Annotated in this window: 19 protein-coding genes; 16 read left to right on the forward strand and 3 right to left on the reverse strand. The window is 57.1% G+C overall.

Annotation, left to right across the window (positions count from 1 at the left end; genetic code table 11):
• Window positions 1-102: 102 nt before the first annotated feature.
• The 8 genes from AB1F12_RS12565 (at window position 103) to AB1F12_RS12600 (ending at window position 9593) form a co-directional block, all read left to right on the forward strand.
• Window positions 103-1359 carry an ABC transporter substrate-binding protein gene (locus tag AB1F12_RS12565; protein ID WP_368184718.1) on the forward strand — a complete coding sequence of 419 codons (1257 nt, stop codon included), beginning with the start codon at window positions 103-105 and terminating at the stop codon, window positions 1357-1359.
• 159 nt (window positions 1360-1518) lie between these two features.
• Window positions 1519-2433: a carbohydrate ABC transporter permease gene (locus tag AB1F12_RS12570; RefSeq protein ID WP_368184719.1), complete on the forward strand. Its 915-nt coding sequence runs from the start codon at window positions 1519-1521 to the stop codon at window positions 2431-2433.
• A 3-nt stretch (window positions 2434-2436) separates the two neighbouring features.
• Window positions 2437-3285: a carbohydrate ABC transporter permease gene (locus tag AB1F12_RS12575; protein ID WP_368184720.1), complete on the forward strand. Its 849-nt coding sequence runs from the start codon at window positions 2437-2439 to the stop codon at window positions 3283-3285.
• Window positions 3285-5369 carry an alpha-galactosidase gene (locus AB1F12_RS12580; protein WP_368184721.1) on the forward strand — a complete coding sequence of 695 codons (2085 nt, stop codon included), beginning with the start codon at window positions 3285-3287 and terminating at the stop codon, window positions 5367-5369. The genes AB1F12_RS12575 and AB1F12_RS12580 overlap by 1 nt, the downstream gene beginning before the upstream one ends.
• Complete coding sequence (locus tag AB1F12_RS12585; protein ID WP_368184722.1) at window positions 5366-6253, forward strand: 2-dehydro-3-deoxygalactonokinase; 888 nt, start codon at window positions 5366-5368, stop codon at window positions 6251-6253. Before AB1F12_RS12580 ends, AB1F12_RS12585 begins: the two co-directional genes overlap by 4 nt.
• Window positions 6250-6855 carry a 2-dehydro-3-deoxy-6-phosphogalactonate aldolase gene (locus AB1F12_RS12590; protein ID WP_368184723.1) on the forward strand — a complete coding sequence of 202 codons (606 nt, stop codon included), beginning with the start codon at window positions 6250-6252 and terminating at the stop codon, window positions 6853-6855. The genes AB1F12_RS12585 and AB1F12_RS12590 overlap by 4 nt, the downstream gene beginning before the upstream one ends.
• Complete coding sequence (locus AB1F12_RS12595; protein ID WP_368184724.1) at window positions 6852-7682, forward strand: SMP-30/gluconolactonase/LRE family protein; 831 nt, start codon at window positions 6852-6854, stop codon at window positions 7680-7682. Before AB1F12_RS12590 ends, AB1F12_RS12595 begins: the two co-directional genes overlap by 4 nt.
• A gap of 9 nt (window positions 7683-7691) precedes the next feature.
• Window positions 7692-9593 carry a beta-galactosidase gene (locus AB1F12_RS12600; protein ID WP_368184725.1) on the forward strand — a complete coding sequence of 634 codons (1902 nt, stop codon included), beginning with the start codon at window positions 7692-7694 and terminating at the stop codon, window positions 9591-9593.
• 55 nt (window positions 9594-9648) lie between these two features.
• Here the strand turns inward: AB1F12_RS12600 and AB1F12_RS12605 are convergent, their stop codons facing one another.
• Window positions 9649-10872, reverse strand: a complete 1224-nt coding sequence (locus tag AB1F12_RS12605; protein ID WP_368188363.1) for a urate hydroxylase PuuD — start codon at window positions 10870-10872, stop codon at window positions 9649-9651.
• Complete coding sequence (uraH, locus tag AB1F12_RS12610; RefSeq protein ID WP_368184726.1) at window positions 10872-11216, reverse strand: hydroxyisourate hydrolase; 345 nt, start codon at window positions 11214-11216, stop codon at window positions 10872-10874. Before uraH ends, AB1F12_RS12605 begins: the two co-directional genes overlap by 1 nt.
• A 168-nt stretch (window positions 11217-11384) precedes the next feature.
• On the opposite strand from uraH, the gene puuE reads away from it, so the two are divergent.
• From puuE to AB1F12_RS12650, 8 genes are all read left to right on the forward strand, one after another.
• Window positions 11385-12815 (forward strand): allantoinase PuuE, encoded by a 1431-nt coding sequence (gene puuE, locus AB1F12_RS12615; RefSeq protein ID WP_368184727.1) that lies wholly within the window; start codon window positions 11385-11387, stop codon window positions 12813-12815.
• Window positions 12812-13630 carry a bifunctional allantoicase/(S)-ureidoglycine aminohydrolase gene (locus AB1F12_RS12620; RefSeq protein WP_368184728.1) on the forward strand — a complete coding sequence of 273 codons (819 nt, stop codon included), beginning with the start codon at window positions 12812-12814 and terminating at the stop codon, window positions 13628-13630. The genes puuE and AB1F12_RS12620 overlap by 4 nt, the downstream gene beginning before the upstream one ends.
• A complete protein-coding gene (locus AB1F12_RS12625) occupies window positions 13627-14118 on the forward strand; it encodes an ureidoglycolate lyase (protein ID WP_368184729.1) in 492 nt (163 codons plus the stop codon). Before AB1F12_RS12620 ends, AB1F12_RS12625 begins: the two co-directional genes overlap by 4 nt.
• Window positions 14119-14225: 107 nt before the next feature.
• A complete protein-coding gene (locus AB1F12_RS12630; protein ID WP_368184730.1) occupies window positions 14226-15605 on the forward strand; it encodes a bifunctional enoyl-CoA hydratase/phosphate acetyltransferase in 1380 nt (459 codons plus the stop codon).
• Entirely contained in the window at window positions 15602-16756 is a 1155-nt protein-coding gene (locus AB1F12_RS12635; protein WP_368184731.1) for an acetate/propionate family kinase, read from the forward strand. The genes AB1F12_RS12630 and AB1F12_RS12635 overlap by 4 nt, the downstream gene beginning before the upstream one ends.
• Before the next feature lie 71 nt (window positions 16757-16827).
• On the forward strand, window positions 16828-17382 hold the full coding sequence (locus AB1F12_RS12640) for an ImuA family protein (protein WP_368184732.1): 555 nt from the start codon (window positions 16828-16830) through the stop codon (window positions 17380-17382).
• Window positions 17357-18835 carry a DNA polymerase Y family protein gene (locus tag AB1F12_RS12645; RefSeq protein WP_368184733.1) on the forward strand — a complete coding sequence of 493 codons (1479 nt, stop codon included), beginning with the start codon at window positions 17357-17359 and terminating at the stop codon, window positions 18833-18835. Before AB1F12_RS12640 ends, AB1F12_RS12645 begins: the two co-directional genes overlap by 26 nt.
• The gene (locus AB1F12_RS12650) at window positions 18832-22176 is read left to right on the forward strand and encodes an error-prone DNA polymerase (protein ID WP_368184734.1); all 3345 of its coding nucleotides are present in this window, start codon (window positions 18832-18834) and stop codon (window positions 22174-22176) included. The genes AB1F12_RS12645 and AB1F12_RS12650 overlap by 4 nt, the downstream gene beginning before the upstream one ends.
• A 33-nt stretch (window positions 22177-22209) precedes the next feature.
• Here AB1F12_RS12650 and AB1F12_RS12655 read toward each other — a convergent pair whose 3' ends face one another.
• The gene (locus AB1F12_RS12655) at window positions 22210-22566 is read right to left on the reverse strand and encodes a hypothetical protein (protein WP_368184735.1); all 357 of its coding nucleotides are present in this window, start codon (window positions 22564-22566) and stop codon (window positions 22210-22212) included.
• Between the last annotated feature and the right edge of the window lie 67 nt (window positions 22567-22633).

The following is a 22633-nucleotide window of genomic DNA, read 5'->3' on the forward strand; positions in this document are numbered from 1 at the left end:
TGCCTGTTGACAACCTTAGGCGAAAGGGCATTATGATTTCAATATCCAAAACCAAGTTTCATTATTTGGAACTTGTTCGGTGGAAGCAAAAGGGAGGATACCATGCATTCCATTCTTAAAACGTCCGTAGCTGCGGGCGCGACGATTGCCGCTCTGTCAGGGCCAGCATTTGCAGATCTGTCCGGCGATCTGAAAATTTTCTCAGACATGTCAAATCCAGCGCCACGCGCTGTGATCGAAGGCATGGTAGAGCGTTTCGGCGAACTGCACCCAGACCTGAACATCGAGCTGACAGTGATCGACCGGGAAGCGTATAAAACGCAGATCCGGAACTTCTTGACTGCGGATGCGCCTGATGTTGCCAACTGGTACGCGGCCAACCGTATGGGCCCATACGTTGAGGCTGGCCTGTTCGAAGACATCTCTGATCTGTGGGCCGAGCCTGAGATCGCAGAAGCCCTGGCATCCACCAAAGGTGCGATGACCATCGACGGCGCGCAGTGGGGCGTACCCTACACATACTACCAGTGGGGTGTTTACTACCGCGAAGATATCTTTGCAGAGCTGGGCCTGAGCGCACCATCAACCTGGGAAGAAGAGCTGGCCAACTGTCAGGTGATCGTTGATTCTGGTCGCGCCTGCTACACAATCGGGTCCAAGTTCCTGTGGACTGCTGGCGGCTGGTTTGACTACCTGAACATGCGGACCAACGGTTTTGACTTCCACATGCAGCTTGCTCAGGGTGAAGTCGCATGGACCGATGACCGCGTTCGCGCAACTTTCGCCAACTGGCGTCAGCTGATCGACATGGGCGGCTTTATTGCGGATCACCAGACCTATAGCTGGCAAGAAGCCCTGCCATTCATGGTCAACGGCGAAGCAACAGCCTATCTGATGGGGAACTTCTCGGTGCCGCATTTCCGCGAAGGTGGCCTGACAGACGATCAACTGGGTTTCTATCAGTTCCCAACAATCGACGCGTCGATTGCACCGGCTGAGGACGCACCAACAGATACGTTCCACATCCCTGCAAACGCATCCAACAAAGAAGCCGCACGTGAATTCCTGCGCTTTGTTGTGTCTGCGGAAAACCAGACATTGATCAACAACGGTGAAAACCTGGGTCAATTGCCTGTTAACGCAGCATCCGGTGTGGATGATGACGAATTCCTGAACGCTGGCTTTGATATGCTGTCCAACAACGCCACCGGTGGTGTTGCTCAGTTCTTTGACCGTGACTTCCCGGCTGAAATGGCTGCGGCTGGCATGGAAGGTCTGCAAGAATTCATGGTGTTCCCAGATAACCTGGACGACATCCTGGAACGTCTGGAACAGACACGTCAGTCTGTTTACGAATAATCACGTCATTGGGCGGAGCGGCCAAGCGCCGTTCCGCCCTTTCTTTCAACCGCAGCACGGCACCGGTTGACCCTTTCGAACATCACGGCCTCAGCTAAAAGCCACCACCGGACGACGCATCCCTGTGGCTTCTATTTGCGACCGTTTGAGGAGGACCAGATGGCAAACGCATCTCTCGATTATCAAAAGGACAACTGGTTGCATCGCAACCGAATGATCATCACCCCGTGGCTGTTTTTGCTGCCGGGGATCATTTTCTTTGTGATTTACGTGGTTTATCCGATCGCAGAAAGTTTTCGGGTTTCGTTTTACAAGTGGGACGGTCTGGGCGTTCCCGAATATGTCGGGCTGAAAAACTATTCCGACCTATTTAAGGATCGCGCGTTTGAAATTTCGCTGATCAACAACTTTAAATGGTTGATCCTATATCTGCTGGCGATCCCCGCAGGTCTGCTGATTTCGCTGTTTCTGAACCAGAACGTGCGGGGCATTCGGCTTTATAAATCACTGTTTTTCTTTCCGTTTGTGATATCCCAAGTGGTGGTTGGTCTGGTGTTCAGCTGGTTCTATCTGCCCAATGGTGGTCTGTTGAACGAAGTTTTGGCCGTGTTTGGCATGGGCAAAATCAACGTACTTGGCGATCCCAAATTGGCGACCTACGGCATTATCGCTGCGGGTCTGTGGCCGCAGACGGCCTATTGCATGATCTTGTACCTCACCGGGTTGAATTCGGTGGATCCTGAACAGATCGAAGCCGCGCGTTTGGACGGCGCCAAAGGATCGCGCATGTTGTGGCATGTAATTATTCCCCAACTGAAACCGGCGACGTTCATTGCCTTTGTTGTGACCATCATTGGCGCGCTGCGGTCGTTTGATCTGATTTCGATCATGACCAACGGGGGGCCGTTTGGGTCGACCCGGGTTCTCAGTTTCTACATGTTCGAAAAGGCCCTGTCAGAATACGGGTTCCGGATGGGCTATGGCGCGGCCATTGCTGTGGTCCTGTTCCTCATCATGCTGTGCTTTATCGGCTATTTCCTGTGGTCCATGTACCAAGACGAAAAGGGGCGCTGATCCATGTTTCCGACACCTCTCGAAAAAACATCCCGCACATGGCAGATCACCTACCAAGGTCTGCTTCCTGTTGCTGTCATCCTGTGGCTGTTGCCTTTGCTGGCGGTTGCGATCTTTTCTGTCAAACCCGCGGCGGATTTTGCCGGTGGCGAATACTGGAACTGGCCGTCTGAATTTGCCGGTTTTGAAAACTATATGCGGGTGTTCACCGACAGCCCCATGCCCCGTTATGTGCTAAACTCGTTCATGATCACCATTCCGACGGTGATCGGTGCGGTGGCCCTGTCCTGCATGACCGGATTTGCGCTTGGCGTGTATAAATTCCGGTTCAATCTGGCCGTGTTCTTTTTGTTCATCGCTGGGAACTTTGTCCCGTTTCAGATCCTGATGGTACCTGTGCGCGATCTGACGATTGATATGGGGCTGTATAATACCAAAACCGGGCTGGTTCTGTTCCACATCGCGTTTCAAACCGGGTTCTGTACCTTGTTCATGCGTAACTTTATCCGGGCATTGCCGGTCGAATTGATCGAAGCGGCCCGCGTCGAAGGCATCGCAGAATGGCGCATTTTCTGGTACATCGTACTGCCTTTGATGAAACCTGCGATCGCCGCCTTGTCGGTGCTGATCTTTACCTTCATCTGGAACGACTTTTTCTGGGCCGTAGTTCTGACCCAAGGTCCTTCTGCACAACCCGTAACGGCCGGTATCACCAGCTTTAACGCGCAATTCGGCGTCGCATATCACATGCTCTCTGCAGGCTCGATCATCGCAGCCCTGCCGCCTGTGGCGATGTTTTTCCTCATGCAACGGCATTTCATTGCCGGACTAACCCTCGGAGCAGTCAAATAATGATCCAAACCTGGCGCCTTGATGATGGCCGTCAAACTCTTGTCCTCGGTTCCAAACGGACTCGCCTCCCAGAGGTGGTCTATTGGGGGCCGAGGCTTCCGGACGACGAAGACCTCGATACCCTGTTCCTGTCCCATGCGATTGATGTGACAGGCGGGATGCTGGACGAAAATCCAGAGATTTCCCTATGCCCAGAATCCACCCGGACATTTCCCGGGCAGCCCGGCCTGATCCTGCGCGCGGCAAACGGCACGCCGATCCTGCCCAAATTCTGTTATTTAGGCGAAGAAACAGGCGGTGACGCCCTGACCCTGATTTATCGCGATGAGTCCAACGATCTGACGCTGGAATTTGCGTTTCAGATTGATCAGGACACCCATATGATCACCGCGCAGACCCACCTGCGCAGCGCCGATCCAGTGCATCTGCATTGGTTGGCCGCCCCGGTTTTGCCCGCCCCGCAACAATCCGACGATATGATCGATTTTGCCGGTCGTTGGTGTGGCGAATTTCAGATGAACCGCACGGCTTGGTCCGCCGGTATTCGTTACCGCGAAAACCGCACTGGTCGCACGGGGCATGAACATTTCCCCGGCCTTATTGTGCCCTGCCGTGGCGCGACAAATGCCAGCGGCCATGCCTATGCCTTCCATTATGGCTGGTCTGGTGGCCACCGTATGGTTGCCGAAGAACTGCCCGATGGGCGTCGCCAAATTCAGTTTGGCCATGCCGCTCGGTCCGAAATGGCCGCGCAGACTGAATTCAGCTCTGCCCCGCTATATGCGGTGTTTTCCGATGACGGTCTGAATGGGTGCGCTGTGGCCTATCAGCGGCACCTGCGCGACCGTGTTATCACGTGGCCCCATCCGGATCGCCCGCGCCCGGTGCATTACAATTGCTGGGAAGCGGTCTATTTCGATCACAACATTCCCGAATTGCGCGACATCGCAACCCGCGCTGCCCAATTGGGGGCAGAACGGTTTGTGCTGGATGATGGCTGGTTTGGCATGCGCGACGATGACACCGTCGCCCTGTCCGATTGGAAGGTCGACCCGCGCAAATATCCCGACGGGTTGCAGCCATTGATCGATCACGTCCATGCCCAAGGCATGACATTTGGCATCTGGTTTGAACCCGAAATGATCAACCCGGACAGTGACGTTTATCGCGCCCATCCCGATTGGGCCTTGGGCAGCGAAGATCAAATCCTTGGCCGCCAGCAAAAAGCCATCAACATGGCCCTGCCCGAAGTGCGGGATTTCCTGTTTGAACATATCGGCGCGATCCTGTCCGAATATGACATCGATTATATCAAATGGGACCATAACCGCGTGTTGCCGATGCCCGAAGCATCCCAGACACGTGGCTCTTATGCATTGATCGATCGCCTGCGGGCCGCCTATCCAAACGTGGAAATCGAAAGCTGTGCCTCTGGGGGGGGACGGATTGATTTTGGCATTATGGAACGCACCCAACGGGTTTGGCTGTCTGATAGCAATGACGCGCTGGAACGTCTGAAAATTCAGCACAATGCCGCGCTGTTTCTGCCCCTATCGGTCACCGGGTCCCATGTGGGTCCACGCGAATGCCACACATCGGGCCGGGTTCTAGATATTTCATTCCGCGCATGGGTGGCCGCGCAACGTCATATGGGGTTCGAAATGGACCCGCGTGAATTGACCGACCACGAAGTCAGCGTCCTACAGGACGTCACCGCATGGTGGAAGGCCAACCGTCACTGGATGGAAAAGGCCGATATTCTGCGCCTTGATTCTGCGGATGACGCAGTGATTGCCGAACAGCAATTGTCAGAAAATGGGGATCGGTTTGTGGTGTTTGCCGGCAAAGCGGAAACATCCCGCCAAATCGCGCCACGTCCCTTGCCGCTGACCCGTTTGACGCCAGATGCAAAATACAAGATTACGCTGAAAAACCGGGATGACGCACCGCGCCTGTCGCGCGGGGATCAAATCCTCAAAACCAATGATGTGATTTTGTCGGGGCGATACCTGATGAATCACGGGCTCACATTGCCTTGGTCGTTTCCTGACCGAATGTGGGTCATCGAAGGAGAGCTGATATGACCCAGCCCGCATGGATCGCCGTTGATTGGGGCACGACGCATTTGCGCGTTTGGGCCATGTCTGACACCCATAATGTGTTGGATCATCGGCAATCCGATCGCGGCATGGGCAAATTGGCGCAGGACGAATTCGAAGTCACATTAGAAAGCTTGTGTGACGGCTGGGATATCAGCTGCCCCATGATTGCCTGTGGCATGGTTGGCTCACGTCAGGGCTGGGTCGAGGCCCCCTATCAGGCGGTCCCTTGCCCCCCTCTGAGCCCCAATATGGTGACCGCCCCTGCCGCCAATTTATCGGTGCGGGTTATCCCCGGGATCAAGCAAAACAAACCCGCGGATGTGATGCGGGGCGAGGAAACCCAGATCGCAGGATATCTGTTGGAAAACCCTGATTTTGATGGGGTTTTATGCCTGCCGGGCACCCATTCCAAATGGGCTCATATCAGCGCGGGCGAAATCGTCAGCTTTCAGACTTTGGTCACGGGGGAATTGTTTTCGTTGCTGGCCAACAAATCCGTGCTGCGCCATTCGGTCGGCGAAGGATGGGACGACGCGGCATTTGCCGATGCCGTTTCTGACACCATTTCGCGCCCTGATCGGTTGGCTAGTCGGCTGTTTGGGCTGCGTGCCAATGATCTGTTATTCGGCAAAGACGGAGCCGAAACACGGGCGCAATTGTCCGGCATGCTGATTGGTGCCGAACTGGCGGCAACCAAGCCTTATTGGCTGGGCCAACAGGTGGTTGTGATCGGCGCATCCGGTATTTCGAACGCCTATGAACAAGCCCTGAGCGCGCAAGGGTTGTCCGTGACCCGCGCCTGTGGCGACGCCATGACTTTGGCAGGCCTGACTGCCGCCTATCAAACCCTAAAGGACACATTATGACCCGCAATATTATTGCCATTCTGCGTGGTATCACCCCGGATGACGCGCTGGCCGCGGCCGATGTGCTGATCAAGGCTGGGATCGACCGGATCGAAGTGCCATTGAATTCGCCAGACCCGCTGACTTCGATCAAATTGATGGCGGATACCTATGGCGATCAGGCCCTGATCGGCGCGGGCACCGTTCTGACCGTCGAGGATGTGCAAAACGTGTATGACGCCGGTGGCAAATTGATCGTGTCCCCCAATTGCGACACAGATGTCATTGCCAAAACCAAAGAATTGGGCATGCAAAGCTGGCCCGGCGTTTTGACCCCAACCGAATGTTTTGCGGCGCTGAAGGCCGGTGCGGATGGGCTTAAAATCTTTCCGGGATCCATCATCGGCCCATCTGGCGTTCAGGCCATTCGCGCCATCCTGCCCAAAGGCACCCAAGTTTACGCCGTTGGCGGCGCAGGTCCGGATAATTTTGACACTTGGATCAAAGCTTCTGCGGATGGGTTTGGCATTGGATCGGCCATTTACAAATCCGGGATGTCCATATCAGATATCGCCGAACGCGCGGCAACAATCGTCGCCGCCTATGACGAGGCGCTTGGATGATCTACGACGACACAATCTGCTCATTGGGCGAAGGCCCGTTATGGCACCCAGAACGGCAGGAATTTTTCTGGTTCGACATTCTGTCCAAATGCCTGCACCGCAAAGGGCAGCACTGGCAGTTTGACGAATGTGTCAGTGCGGCAGGTTGGGTCAATGACGATCAGATGATGATTGCCTCGCAATCTGCGCTGTCGCTGTTCACGATTTCCACGGGTCAATCCGATCTCATTGCCCCGCTAGAGGCGGACAATCCGATCACCCGGTCCAATGATGGCCGCGCCGACCCCTATGGTGGGTTCTGGATCGGGACGATGGGGTTCAACGCTGAGGACAAAGCCGGTGCGATCTATCGCTATTATCGCGGCGAAGTTCGTAAAATCATCCCCGACATCACCATCACAAACGCGATCTGTTTTGCCCCGGATGGTGATTTTGCCTATTACGTCGACACGTTGGATCGACGTGTGATGCGTGTGGCACTGGATGGCGACGGATGGCCTGTGGGCGACGCTGTTGTCTGGCTGGATGCGCGCGGCGAAACTTGGGGGGTTGATGGGGCTGTGATCGATGCACAGGGCCGGTTCTGGAATGCCCAATGGGGTGCCAACCGCGTGGCCTGTTATGACCAGAACGCCCAATTTATCGAAGCTGTTGGTTTTCCTGCCACCCAGACATCCTGTCCGGCCTTTGGCGGAAATGATCTAAAAACCCTGTTCTGCACATCCGCCGCAGAAGGCATCGAAAATAGCCTAAACCCCCATAACGGTAAAACATTTGCCGTCGACGTTGATGCCATAGGCCAAGCCGAACATCGCGTCATTCTCTAGAGGTTCAACATGAAACGCACATTAGGTGTTTGTTATTATCCCGAGCATTGGCCCGAGGATATATGGGCGCTTGACGCCAAACGGATGGTCGCAGCGGGTCTGACTTGGGTGCGCATTGGCGAATTTGCCTGGTCCCGTTTGGAACCCAGCCCCGGTGATTTGCAATTTGATTGGCTGGACCGCGCGATCGATGTGCTGGGCCGCGCCGGACTAAAGGTGATCCTTGGCACGCCCACCGCCACGCCGCCGTTATGGATGCTGGAAAAACACCCCGACATGATTCCGTTGGATGAACAGGGCCGCCCACGCAAATTCGGATCGCGTCGCCATTATTGTTTTTCCCATCTTGGATATCGCGAAGAATCCCGTCGCATCACCCGGCTTTTTGCCCAGCGCTATGGCAGCAATCCGCATGTGGTCGCATGGCAAACCGACAATGAATATGCCTGTCATGACACCACCCGATCCTATTCTGATGCGGCGCGTTTGGGCTTCCAAAACTGGCTGGCCCAAAAATATCAAAGCACCGACGCCCTGAACCGCGCTTGGGGCAATATTTTCTGGTCTATGGAATATGATGCCTTTGAAAAGGTGGATTTGCCCAACCTGACAGTGACAGAACCAAACCCGTCGCATGTGCTTGATTTTTATCGGTATTCATCGGACATGGTGGTTGAATTTAATCGCATTCAAGCCGATGAAATCCGTGCCCATTCCAGCGCACCGTTGATCCATAATTACATGGGCCGCGAGGTCAGCTTTGATCATTACAAAGTCGGCGCGGATCTGGATATTGCATCTTGGGACAGCTATCCAATTGGGTTCCTGTCAGATCGGCTGGAAGGCACAGAAGAGCACAAACTGCGCTATCTGCGTCAGGGCGATCCGGACAACCAAGCGTTTCATCACGACATTTACCGCGCCGTTGGCCGCGGGCGTATGTGGGTGATGGAACAGCAACCCGGACCGGTCAATTGGGCGCCTTACAATGCCGCCCCCCTGCCCGGCATGGCCCGCCTGTGGGCATGGGAAGCGTTCGCCCATGGGGCAGAAACCGTGTGTTATTTCCGCTGGCGTCAGGCGCCGTTTGCGCAGGAACAAAACCATGCCGGCCTGCTGCGCCCCGACAGTGCAGACGCCCCCGCCTTGGCCGAAGCCCGCCAGGTTGCTGACGAATTCGCAGCGCTGCCGGATGTCGGAACCGCCCGTGCCGATGTGGCATTGGTGTTTGATTATGAAAGCGCATGGGCCTGGCAGGCTCAGCCTCAGGGCGCTGATTTTGACATGTTCCGCCTTGGCTTTGCCTTTTATCGCGCGTTGCGTCGGTTGGGTCTGAACGTGGACATTCTGCCACCGGACGCCGCTGATCTATCCGCCTACAAACTGGTTCTGGCCCCCGGCGTGATGTCGTTGTCGGACGGATTGCGCCATGCGTTTGAAACCTTTGACGGTTTGGCCCTGCTTGGCCCGCGCACGGATACAAAATCTGCCGACATGGCGATCCCAACCCCGATGGGGCCCAACCTGTCTGGGCTGGACGTGACCGTGACCCTCACCGAGAGCCTGCCACCCAACGCATCCATCCCACTGACCGGTGGCGGCGCGGTGCTGCACTGGTGCGAACAGCTAGAAGGCGACGCGCAGGTGCTGGAAACCACGCAATCCGGGCAGGCCGTGATCCAAGGCACGCAAAAACTGCGCTATCTGGCGGGATGGCTGTCAGATGACACATTGGATCGGATTTTTGCCGAATTGTGCGCAGAAATTGGTGTGCAAACCCATGATTTGCCCCGCGATTTGCGCCTGCGCGACACGGATACCCATCGGTTCCTGTTCAATTACGGCCCCGAACCCGTCACGTGGAACGGCGTCACCATCCCTGCCGCAGGGGTGCATTGGCAACCGCTCTGATCGGGTTTTTCGGGGTCACATATTCAAACAAAACGGCGTGCTTCGGGCGCGCCGTTTAGCTTTGGGCATCCCGAAACCAGCGTACTATTGCGGCGCGCTCTTCGGGCTCCATCCAACTGACATTGGCTGGGGGCATTGCGTCAGACGCACCCGCATGCAGGTAAATTTCCCGCGCCATGCCCGCGATTTGCGCCCGGTTTTCCAGCATCACGCCTTTGGGGGGCCACAGGATATTTCCCCAGGCTGGTTCGGCCGCATGACACATCGAACAACGCCCCAAAACGATGTTTGCAACCTCTTCAAACCCATCAGCCGCCGCATAGTGCGCCGCCATTCCGGTCAATTCTGCCTCTTCCTCGGAATAGACATAGGCGCGTGGCGAAGACAGCCACGCCACCACCACAAACAGAATGATCGTCACCCCCCATGTCCAATGCGGATTGCCTTTGCGGGCATGGATGGAATTGAAATAATGGCGGATCGTTACCCCCATCAGAAACACCAGAGCGGCAATCAACCAATTGTAATCACTGGCAAATGACAGCGGGTAATGATTGGACAACATCATAAACAACACCGGCAAAGTCAGATAGTTGTTATGGGTCGATCTCTGTTTGGCAATTTTACCGTATTTGGCATCCGGCGTGCGGCCCGCCATCAGATCCGCAACCACAATTTTCTGGTTGGGAATGATGACCATAAACACATTTGCGCTCATGATTGTGGCGGTAAACGCGCCCAGATGCAGCAGGGCGGCGCGGCCTGAAAACACGTTGGTATAAAACAGTGCCATGCCCACCAGCAGCCCAAACAATGCCACCATCAGCGTGGTTTGATTGACATTCACAAACCGGTCACACAGGAAATTATAGGCCAGCCAGCCAAATCCCAGTGATCCAAGCGATATCAACACCCCCTGCCAAACCGCGATATCCAGCACGTCAGGGTCGATCAAAAACAACTCGCCGCCCAGATAATAGACCAGCGTCAGCATGATAAAGCCGCTGATCCATGTCCAATAGCTCTGCCATTTATGCCAGATCAGCCCGCCGGGCATTTGATCAGGGGCCACCAGATATTTTTGGATGTGGTAAAACCCGCCCCCATGAACCTGCCATTCTTCGCCATCCGCACCAGAGGCCAGATTGCGATCCCGGTGCAGGCCCAGATCCAGCGCGATGAAATAGAACGACGACCCAATCCACGCGATCGCGGTGATGACATGCAGCCAGCGCACGGCGAATTCCAGCCAATGCATCAACAATGCAAAATCGTACATCATGACCCCCGATAGGTTGAATAGCCAAACGGCGATAGCAACAGCGGCACATGGTAATGATCGTGCTGATCCATGGTGAATTTGATCGGGATTTCATCCAAAAACCCGTGGGGCTGGCCCGTGCCACGCAGATAATCCCCGGCATGAAAAACCAGTTCGTAATCGCCCAGTTCAAAATCTGCGATGTCAATGATCGGTGCGCCCGTGCGCCCATCTGCATTGGTCATCACATCGGCCCGTTTTTCACGTCCGCCCGTCAAACGATAAAGTTCAATCCGCAGCGCTTGGGCAGGCATACCCCGCGCTGTGTCCAGCACATGAGTGGTCAGATATCCGTTCGACATGTGGGCCTCCGTGTTTGCATCTAGGTTGCATCTCTTGCGTGGTCCGCGAGATGCGTTATGTCATTAAGGTGGTTGGCCAGAATGGTCAGCCCATGTTCGGGCGCATCGGTTGCGCTTGCAAGACTGAAATTTGACTGCATAGTCAAATAGATCAACCAGGAGCCAAAGATGCCCCAGCGTTACCCACGCAATATGACCGGTTATGGCGCAACGCCCCCCAAAGTGGCGTGGCCCAAACAGGCCAAAATCGCGGTTCAGTTTGTTCTGAATTACGAAGAGGGTGGCGAAAATTGTGTGTTGCATGGCGACGCCGCCTCTGAGGCGTTTTTGTCTGATATTCCCGGCGCGGCTCAATGGCCGGACCAGCGGCATTGGAACATGGAATCGATCTATGATTATGGGGCGCGGGCCGGGTTCTGGCGGCTGCATAATCTGTTCAAACGCCGCAATATCCCGATCACTGTTTATGGGGTGGCCACTGCATTGGCACGCAGCCCAGAACAGGTCGAAGCCATGGTCTCTGCAAAATGGGAAATCGCGTCACATGGCCTGAAATGGGTCGAACACAAAGACATGCCCGAGGACGAAGAACGCGCCGCCATCGCCGCCGCGATTAAGCTTCACACCGAAGTGGTCGGCACGCCGCCACGGGGCTGGTATACTGGGCGTTGCTCGGAAAACACCGTGCGACTGGCCGCCGAGACGGGACAATTTGACTATATATCAGACACTTACGATGATGATCTGCCCCATTGGATGTCCTTTCCGGATCGCGACCAATTGATCATCCCCTACACGCTCGAAGCCAATGATATGCGTTTTGCAACCGCCCCCGGCTATGTGACTGGGCGCCAATTTGGCGACTATCTGTGTGACGCCTATGACGTTCTTTTGGCCGAAGGTCAGGCCGGCGCGCCCAAAATGATGTCGATTGGCCTGCATTGCCGTTTGATTGGGCGGCCCGGTAAAATTGCCGGTCTGATACAGTTTTTGGATCACATAAAACATCGCGGCGGGGCGTGGCTCGCAACCCGCGCTGACATTGCCGCGCACTGGGCCCGCCATCATCCCAGCCCGCGCAGCACCCGACCCAGTGCTATCGCCCCGATTGACATGGATCGCACCGCCTTTGTCAAAGCGTTTGGGGGCGTTTTTGAACATTCCCCTTGGGTTGCGGATCGTGCATTTGATCTGGAACTGGGCCCAGCCCATAACAGTGCTATTGGCCTGCATAACGCCCTTTGCCGTGTGTTCCGCGCCGCCTCTTATGAGGAACGGTTGGGTGTTCTGACCGCCCATCCCGATCTGGCTGGCAAACTGGCCACCGCCAAACGTCTCACCGATGAAAGCACCTCAGAACAGGCCAGTGCAGGATTGGATCTGTTGACCGATGATGAGCGCGAAAAATTCACGCAGCTCAATCAAGCTTATGTCGAAAAACACGGATTTCCATTTATCATCGCCGTTCGTGATCACCGAAAATCCAGTATTCTGTCCGCTTTTGAACTGCGCGTGAACAACGACACTGAAACGGAGTTTTCCCATGCCTGTAAACAGGTTGAACGCATTGCCCGCCTTCGATTGATGGATTTGTTATGACCTATGCTTTCCCACTTGGTGGCCTGCCTGCGCAGGACGTAAACCCCGAAGGCAGCGCCATTTTCACCGATGCCTATGCGGTGATCCCCGCCCTGACCATGCGCGATATTGTGACGTCTTTGTTGCCGGGCTGGCAGGATACGCGCGCCTGGATATTGGCGCGTCCCATGACAGGTTTCGCCGAAACATTTGCGCAATATGCGATCGAATTATCCCCCGGCGGTGGCAGCGACACGCCCGAACCTGACGCCACAGCCCAAGCCGTGCTGTTTGTTGCCAAAGGTCATGCCCAACTGAATATCGACGGGCAAAAACACAGCCTGAAACCGGGCAGTTTCGCCTATTTGCCAGCCGGGATCACATGGTCGATCCAAAATACCGGCCAAACGCCATGTGGCCTGCATTGGCTGCGCAAACAATACCAAGCCGCCCCCGGTTTGGACGCCCCTGACCCGGTGGTTCTGCATGACAATGATGTGCCCATCACCATGATGCCTGACACAAATGGAAAATGGGGCACCCAGCGGTTTCTGGATCCAAGCGATCTGCGCTATGATTTTCACGCCAATATCGTCACCTTTCAGCCCGGCGGGCGTATTCCCTTTGCTGAAACCCATGTGATGGAACACGGGCTTTATGTGCTGCAGGGCACTGCCCGTTATCTGTTGAACACCGATTGGGTTGATGTTGGCCCCGGCGATTTCATGTGGCTGCGTGCGTTTTGCCCGCAGGCCTGTATCGCAACCGGGGACGAACCGTTTCGCTATCTTCTCTACAAAGACGTGAACCGCCACCCCAAGCTCAGCCTGACATGATCCAGATAGAACCCCTTTCCGCTGCTGCTTTTGCCCCGTTTGGGGATGTTCTGGATGCCTCTGGCGATCCGGATCTACTCATCAACCAAGGGCTGTGCGGACGTCATCATGACCGCGCCGCGTTGGATATGGGCGATGCGCGGGCCGGTATTTCCATCTTTAACGCCCAGCCACGCGATCTGCCGTATCGGCTTGACATGATGGAACGGCATCCCGACGGATCACAGGCATTCTTGCCCCTGCACCAGAACCCGTTTCTGGTCATTGTCGCCCCGGATCAAAACGGCCAGCCCGGCACGCCGCGCGCCTTTTGCACCGCGCCCAGCCAAGGCATCAATCTGCACCGCAATATCTGGCATGGGGTTCTGACCCCCCTGTCTGATCCCGGTTTGTTTGCGGTGATTGACCGCATCGGCGACACGCCCAACCTTCAGGAACATTGGTTCGAAACCGCCTATTTCGTCACCAACGCGCCCACGTCACGCTAGGTTGCTTTTTGCTGGCGCAAATACTCGTTTTCTCCCCGTCACAAATTCGATAAATCCACTTTATATTGCAAAGCTGCCCCGCGTTTCCCGCCAAAAGGAGCTTCCCCATGCAGCCCATTTTTAAAAACACCCCTTTTGATGCCCTCGAAATTGGCATGAGCGCCGAAAATACCCGGCTTTGCGTGGCGGATGATCTGTTTGTCTTTGCGCATGCATCCGGCAATCTGAACCCGCTGCATTTGCCCAATGAGGATGGCGATGGGGATGGCAAGCCTGAGGCAATCGCCCCCTCTGCATGGATCGGCACCCTGATTTCATCCGTTCTGGGCAATACTCTGCCCGGTCCCGGCACGCTGTATAAATCCCAGAACCTGCGGTTTCTTGGCCGCGCCCATGCCGGCGACACATTGATCGCCAAGGTCCGCGTGACCGCAAAATCCGACAATGGCGATGTGCATTTCGACACTTGGGTTGAACGCGACGATGGCACTGTGATTGCCCAAGGCGACGCCGTGGTGGTCGCGCCCAAAACTTCTCAAAGTTTTGAAGCAGATGACGTGCCCGGCCTGACGGTGCAACGTCATGTGCATTTTGATCGCCTGCTGGAACGCGCCGAACATTTGCCGCCCCTGCCCACCGCTGTCGTTGCCCCCGAAAAGGCAGATGCCTTGGCGGGTGCATTGCTGGGGTCGGATCACACATTGATCACCCCAATCCTGATCGGGGATCGCGCCAAAATTCAGGCCGCTGCGGATGAATTAAACATTGATATCTCCGCGTTTGAGCTGATCCACGAACCCGATCATGCGCGGGCCGCGACCCGTGCGGTGGCTCTGGTCCACGAAGGCCGCGCGCGTGCCGTCATGAAAGGGCATTTGCACACCGACGATTTGTTGCGCGCCGTGATCAACAAAGAAACCGGCCTGCGCACCGGGCGTCGCCTGTCCCATGTTTTTGTGATGGATGTGCCGGGCCTGTCGCATTTGTTGTTCATCACCGATGCGGCCATCAACATCGCCCCTGATCTGAAAACCAAGGTCGACATCACCCAAAATGCCATCGATCTGGCCATATCATTGGGGGTGGAACAGCCCAAAGTGGGCATCCTGTCCGCCGTGGAAACCGTCAACCCCAACATCCCGTCCACATTGGATGCCGCAGCCCTGTCGAAAATGGCGGATCGCGGGCAAATCACCGGCGGGTTGGTGGATGGGCCACTGGCCATGGACAACGCGGTTGACCTAGAGGCCGCCATGACCAAAGGTATCAAATCGCTGGTGGCGGGACGCGCAGAAATCTTGGTCGCGCCCAATCTGGAAAGCGGCAATATGATCGCCAAACAGCTGACGTTTATCGCCCATGCCGAAGCAGGCGGGATCGTGATCGGCGCGCAGGTGCCGGTGATCCTGACCAGCCGCGCCGATGACGACAAGGCGCGATTGGCCTCTTGCGCCGTGGCCGCGCTTTATGCGGCGGCGCAATCATGAAAACCGTTCTGACCATCAATGCCGGATCGTCGTCGCTGAAATTTGCGGCCTATGATGTGGAAAACGACCTGACTGTTGTGATGGACGGACAGATTGAAAACATTGGCAAAAAGGCACGCCTGATCGTCGATCATGGTGACAATCGCAAGATCAAAAACCTGGGCGCAATCGATCATCACGGGGCGATGGCGGCGGTGCTGAAAGTGCTGCGCAAACGGCTGGCTGGGCGGGTGATCCATGCGGTGGGCCACCGGATTGTGCATGGCGGCGTGAATTTCAGCGCGCCGCAAATCCTGACGCCCGATGTGATCGCCGAACTGGAAACCTATATTCCCTTTGCCCCGCTGCATCAGCCCCATAACCTGAATTGTGTGCAGGCGGCGATCGCGTCCTTTCCGGGTGCGATCCAAATTGGCTGTTTTGACACGGCGTTTCACCGTGACCATCCTTGGGTCAATGACACCTTTGCCCTGCCGCGCCGGTTCTACGACGAAGGCGTGCGCCGCTACGGGTTTCATGGGCTGAGTTATGATTATATCACCAGTGTTCTGGAACGGGATTACCCGGAATTGCATGACAAAAAGGTGGTTATCGCCCATTTGGGCAACGGCGCATCCATGTGCGCAATCCGTCAGGGACAATCGGTCGGTTCGACCATGGGGTTTTCCGCGCTGGATGGCCTGCCTATGGGCACGCGCTGTGGTCAGATTGACCCGGGTGTGTTGCTGTATCTGATGGATCAAAAACAGCTATCCGCGACGGAAATCACCAATATTTTATACAAAGAAAGCGGCATGTTAGGCCTGTCAGGCATCAGCGGCGACATGCGCACGCTGCAAGCCTCTGACGCGCCCGAGGCCGCGCAGGCGCTGGATTACTACACCTTTCGCGTTGCGCGTGAAATCGGCGCCATGAGCGCGGTTCTGGGCGGGATTGATGCGCTGGTATTTTGCGGCGGGATTGGCGAAAATTCGGCCCATATCCGGGCGCGGGCCACGCAAAACCTTGGTTATCTGGGGATCAAACTGAACCTCAATGCCAATGCATGGCATGAACGCGAAATCAGCGACGGCCCCACCCGTGTTTTTGTCATTCCCACCGACGAAGAACGCGTTATCGCGCGCGCCGCCAAGGCGCATATTGCGACCTAGGCCCGACCAGCGCGGTTTGCCGTCCTTTTGAACATCTTGAATGTTCGCGAAACGTTCTGCATATTTTTTCCATGTCACTGGGATTCTCTGATCATTTTCCACCCAAACCCAACCGCGCCCACGAAGTGTTCGGCGCGGGCGCCATCACCTTTGCCGCAATTCTGGCCGGGCGATTAAACGGACCGGTGATGTGGATCCGCGAAGCTTGGCGCCCAGAAAACCTGAACCCCGAAGGGTTTGCGCCGTTTTTTGCCCCCCACCAATTGTTGATCAGCCAATGCAAAGACCAGCCCGACATGTTGGCCGTCGCCGAAGAATCCCTGCGATCCGGGGCGGTTAAGCTGACCGTGGCCGAACTGAGCCAGCCGCTGGGCCTGACCCAGGGCCGCCGGTTGCAACTGGCCGCCGAAGCCGGGCGATCCACCGGTTTGTTTGTGATCCAGGACGGTATGGGCAGCAATGCCGCCGAAACCCGCTGGCAGTGTGACCCGGTTTTAGGACCTCAGGACTCGACTCTGTTTCGCTGGTCCCTTAAAAAGAACAAATCAGGAACATTAACGAGCTGGGATTTATCTTGGGATGCAGAAACGCGTCGTCTCCATGTGGTTTCCCCGTCTGGCCAGTGACCGGGTTCTGCGGGCGCGCCCGATGGATGGACCGTTTGTTTTAACGCTGCATGAACGCAATGCGGACCGGATTTATTGCCTGAACGCCGCCGCCCAACAGGCCGGGCTGGAACGGGGCATGGGCTATTCTGATGCGCGGGCATTTTGCCCGGATTTAACCAGCCAGCCCGCCAATACCAAAGCCGACGGTCGGTTTCAGCGGATGCTGGCGCGGTGGGCCGGACGCTATTGCCCGTGGGTTGGGCTGGAAGGGCGCGATGGGCTGGTGATGGATATCAGCGGCACGCCACATTTGTTTGGCGGCGAAACCCCGATGCTGGACGACATGAACGCCCGATTGGCGCGGGCCGGATTGCAGGTGCAGATGGGGCTGGGCGACACACGCGGCGCGGCCTGGGCGCTGGCGCGATATGGCACCGACGCGCGCGCCAATGTGGCCGCAGCGGGCCGGCCCATGGATCGGCTGGGCGGGCTGCCTGTCACGGCGCTGCGGCTTGAGGACAAAGCCAACACAGCCCTGTTGCGGCTGGGCGTTCGCACCATTTCCGATCTGGCGGACCTGCCGCGGGCCACAATCACCCGCCGGTTTGGGCCACATGTGTTGATGCGGTTGGCACAGGCGCTGGGGGATCAGCCCGAACACCTGTCGCCCCTGCCCGATCCGCCACAATTTTCCGTGCGCATGACCCTGCCGGACCCGATTGGTTTGGCCGGGGATGTGATGGCGGGCACGGCGCGTCTGCTGGATCGGCTCTGCGACAAACTAAAGGATCACGAACAAGGCGCGCGGGTGTTGCGGCTGGATTTGCGCCGGGTCGATCAGGCCAGCCAGCAGGTCGAATTGCGGCTGGCCCGCCCTTTGCGCGATCCACACCGGATTTTACCGCTGTTTCAACGCGGTGTGGATGGGATTGATGCGGGATTTGGCATTGATCAGATCCGGCTAGAGGCCGTGCAGGTCGAAGCTCTGCCGGTGCAACAGGTCAGCCATGTTGCCTATGCGCAGGCCGGGCCGGATATGGGCGACACGACCGGGCTTGAGGATCTGATCACCAAGGTCGGCAACCGGATTGGGCTGGACAATGTGCAGCGCTTTCTGCCCGCCGACAGCCATATCCCCGAACGCAGCCACATCATCGCCCAAGCCGCCTATTCCAGCCCCGCCCCCAGCTGGCCTGTCATGCGGCATCGCCCGCTGCGATTGTTTGCACCCGAACATGTGGCCGCAACGGGCCGCACCCCGCCGGGGCGGTTTCGCTGGCGACGCATGGCCCTGCAAACGGCGCGGGCCACGGGCCCCGAACGGCTGGCGCCCGAATGGTGGATGGCGGATGATGCCTGGCGCAGTGGCGTGCGTGATTACTGGAAGGTCGAGACCCAGCAAGGCCGCCGATTGTGGATGTATCACACGCCCCAATCGCCCGGCTGGTTTGTGCAGGGGGAATTTGCATGACGCGCCCTGCCCCCCCTGCGGCCGGTTCATCCACAGCGCCCCTGCCATATGTCGAACTTTGCGTCACCAGCAATTTCACCTTTCTGACCGGGGCCTCCCACCCCGAAGAATTGATGATCCGCGCCACAGAGCTGGGCCTGCCTGCGCTAGCGATCACCGATCACAATTCGCTGGCCGGGGTGGTGCGCGCCTATTCCGCGCTCAAGGAATTGCGCCGTCAATCCGATGAGGCCGCCGCCACCACGCCGCAGATGACCACCGATGCCGCCCGCCTGCCCCGGCTGATTGTCGGCACCCGCTTGATCCTGCGCGACAGCCCCCTGCATTGGCTGGCCCTGCCCCGGGATCGTGTGGCCTATGCCCGCCTGTCGCGCCTGCTGACGCTTGGAAAACGCCGCGCCACCAAAGGCGAATGCCATCTGGATATGGCTGATCTGCGGGATCATTGCGCCGGTATGATCCTGATTGCGCTGCCGCAATCCGATCCGGCCCAATCCACCACAGCCCATCAGATGGAAACCCAGCTAAAACAGGTCGTGCGCGCCTATCCGGGCCATGTGTTTCTGGGGGCCGCGCCGCGCTATAATGGGGCAGATCAGGCCTATCTGGCGACCTGTGCGCAGTTGGCCCATCGCAGCAATGCCCCGATGGTGGCCGTTGGCGATGTGTTGATGCACCGCGCCAATCGGCGGCAATTGGCGGATGTGCTGACCTGCATGCGCCACGGGCTTAGGATTGATCAGATCGGCACCCGCGCCCAGCCCAATGCCGAACGCCGCCTCAAAGCTGCGCCCGACATGGCGCGGATGTTTGCCCTCTATCCCGCCGCCCTGCGTCGCACGGTTGAAATCGCCGATCGGTGCAGTTTCTGCCTCAGTGAGCTGAGCTATGAATACCCGGATGAAATCGCCGATGGCGAAACCCCGCAGGCCCGTCTGGAACGGTTGGTCTATGAAGGCGTGAAAACCCGCTATCCCTATGGCGCTAGTCAGAAAAACATGGATATCATCCGCAAGGAATTGAACCTGGTCCAAAAACTGGGCTTTGCCGCCTATTTCCTGACCGTGCATGACATTGTGCAATTCGCCCGCAGCCGCGACATCCTGTGTCAGGGGCGCGGGTCGGCCGCCAATTCGATCCTATGTTTTCTGTTGGGTATCACCGATGTCAGCCCCGAAACCATCACCATGGTCTTTGAACGGTTTGTGTCCGAACATCGGGGTGAACCGCCTGATATTGATGTGGATTTTGAACATGAACGCCGCGAAGAGGTGATCCAGCACATCTATGAAAAATACGGTCGTCATCGCGCCGGGCTTTGTGCGACGGTGATCCATTTTCGCAGCCGCGCCGCCATTCGCGAGGTCGGCAAAGTCATGGGCCTGTCCCAAGATGTGACCAGTGGGTTGTCGGGGCAAATCTGGGGCATGTCCAATGGCGGCGCGGACCCGGACCGCATCCGCGAATTGGGGTTGGACCCCGACGATCGCCGCCTGTCCCAGACCATTCGCCTGATCGGGGAAATCATCGGATTTCCACGCCATCTGTCCCAACATGTGGGCGGATTTATCGTCACCAAGGGACGGCTGGATGAACTCTGCCCGATTGAAAATGCCGCAATGGAGGATCGCACCGTCATCGAATGGGACAAGGATGACATTGACGCGCTGGGGATCTTAAAGGTCGATGTTCTGAGCCTTGGGATGCTGACATGCATCCGCAAAAGCTTTGATTTATTGAAGGAATTTCACGGTCAGGACATGTCGATCGCCACGGTGCCGCAGGCCGATATGCCCACCTATGACATGCTCTGTGTGGCGGATGCGGTGGGGGTGTTTCAGGTCGAAAGCCGCGCGCAGATGAATTTTCTGCCACGTATGTTGCCGCGTGAATTCTATGATCTGGTGATCGAAGTGGCCATCGTGCGCCCCGGCCCCATTCAGGGCGGCATGGTGCATCCCTATATCAACCGCCGCCAAGGCAAAGAACCGGTGCGCTATCCGTCCAAAGCACTGGAACAGGTGCTGGGCAAAACGCTGGGCGTGCCGCTGTTTCAGGAACAGGCGATGCAGATCGCCGTGGTCGCCGCCGGGTTCACCCCAGAAGAAGCCGACCGTTTGCGCCGTTCACTGGCGACGTTTCGCCGTATGGGAACGATCAGCACCTTTAAGGATCGCTTCATCAACGGAATGCTGTCGCGGGGCTATGACCCCGGTTTTGCGGAACAATGTTTCGGCCAAATCGAAGGGTTTGGCGAATACGGCTTTCCCGAAAGCCACGCCGCCGCCTTTGCAATGCTGGCCTATGTGTCTGCTTGGATCAAATGTCACCATCCGGCGATTTTTGCCTGCGCTTTGCTCAATTCCCAACCGATGGGGTTTTATGCCCCGGCCCAGATCGTGCGGGATGCGCGCGAACATGGGATCGAAATCCGTCCGATCTGCGTCAATCACAGCGATTGGGATAACAGTTTGGAACGGCGCGGTGATGGGGGGCTGGCGCTGCGGCTGGGTTTTCGTCAGATCAAAGGTTTCAAAGAAGAAGATGCCGGTTGGATCACCGCCGCGCGGGGCAATGGCTATCCCGATCCCGAAGCGTTGTGGCTGCGCGCGGGTCTGACGCCCGCCGCACTGGAACGTCTGGCCGAGGCGGACGCGTTTTGCGACATGGGGTTGGGTCGGCGCGCCGCATTGTGGGAGGTCAAAGCCATCCGCGGTCAGGCCCCCCTGCCCCTGTTCAACGACCCGCTGGACGGCGAAGGCATCCGCGAACCTGACGTGGCCCTATCCCCGATGCATCTGGGCGAAGAGGTGGTCGAAGATTACGTCGCCATGCGCCTAAGCCTAAAGGCCCATCCAATGGAATTGCTGCGCCCCAACCTACCCGGGCTGACCCCCCATTCCGCGCTGGCCAATGCCCCGTTGGGCCGCCATTCGGTCTGTGGTCTGGTGATCACGCGCCAGCGGCCCGGCACCGCATCGGGCGTGATTTTCATCACGCTTGAGGATGAAACCGGCGTCAGCAATGTGGTGGTTTGGCCCAAAGTTTACGAACAATTCCGGCGCATTGTCATGGGCGGGCGCCTGCTGAAAGTGACCGGATATTTGCAACGCGAGGGCATCGTTGTGCATCTGATCGCCCAGCATATCGACGACATGTCGCCGCGCCTGTCCGATCTGGGCCATCCGATGGATGGGGCGGTGGGCATCACCAACCCACCCGCCGATGACGCCCCGCGCCCCAAACCGGCCCGCGCCCAACCCGCTCGCGCCCAACCAGCTCGCGCCATGCATCCGCGCGATCAGGCCAAACGCCTGTTTCCCAGCCGGGACTTTCACTAAGTTGGAAAACGCATCCTGCGGACAGGTCTGTGTTTACGCCCGCACCCGATCAGAACGCGGCACCAAAGCCAGCAATTGCGCCACGCCAAACAGGGCTTCGGGCACCAAAAACAACCAGATCAACGGCGTAATCCCAGACATCAATGCATTGATCATGGCGATCGAAAACATCACCCGCCCAATTCCGTCAAAAACCCCCAATCGCGTGTCATTTGACCACAACCGCACCACAGCCCAAATCACCACAACACTGCCAAAGAAATTGCCAAACAACACCGTGTGTGGCTCTAGGCTGGGCAATTGCGCAAATCCAAGCGCGCCGTTCAAAGGGGCCAAGCCAGACGTCCAAAACAGCGCCAACGTTACCGGCAATGCAAATGGCCAGGTCACAATCAGATCGTACCAGGCAGAAATTCTAAAAATTCTATTATTTGTTGTTTCCGAAAACATAGATTTT

The organism is Aestuariibius sp. HNIBRBA575, assembly GCF_040932005.1.
Lineage (GTDB): Bacteria > Pseudomonadota > Alphaproteobacteria > Rhodobacterales > Rhodobacteraceae > CANLNM01.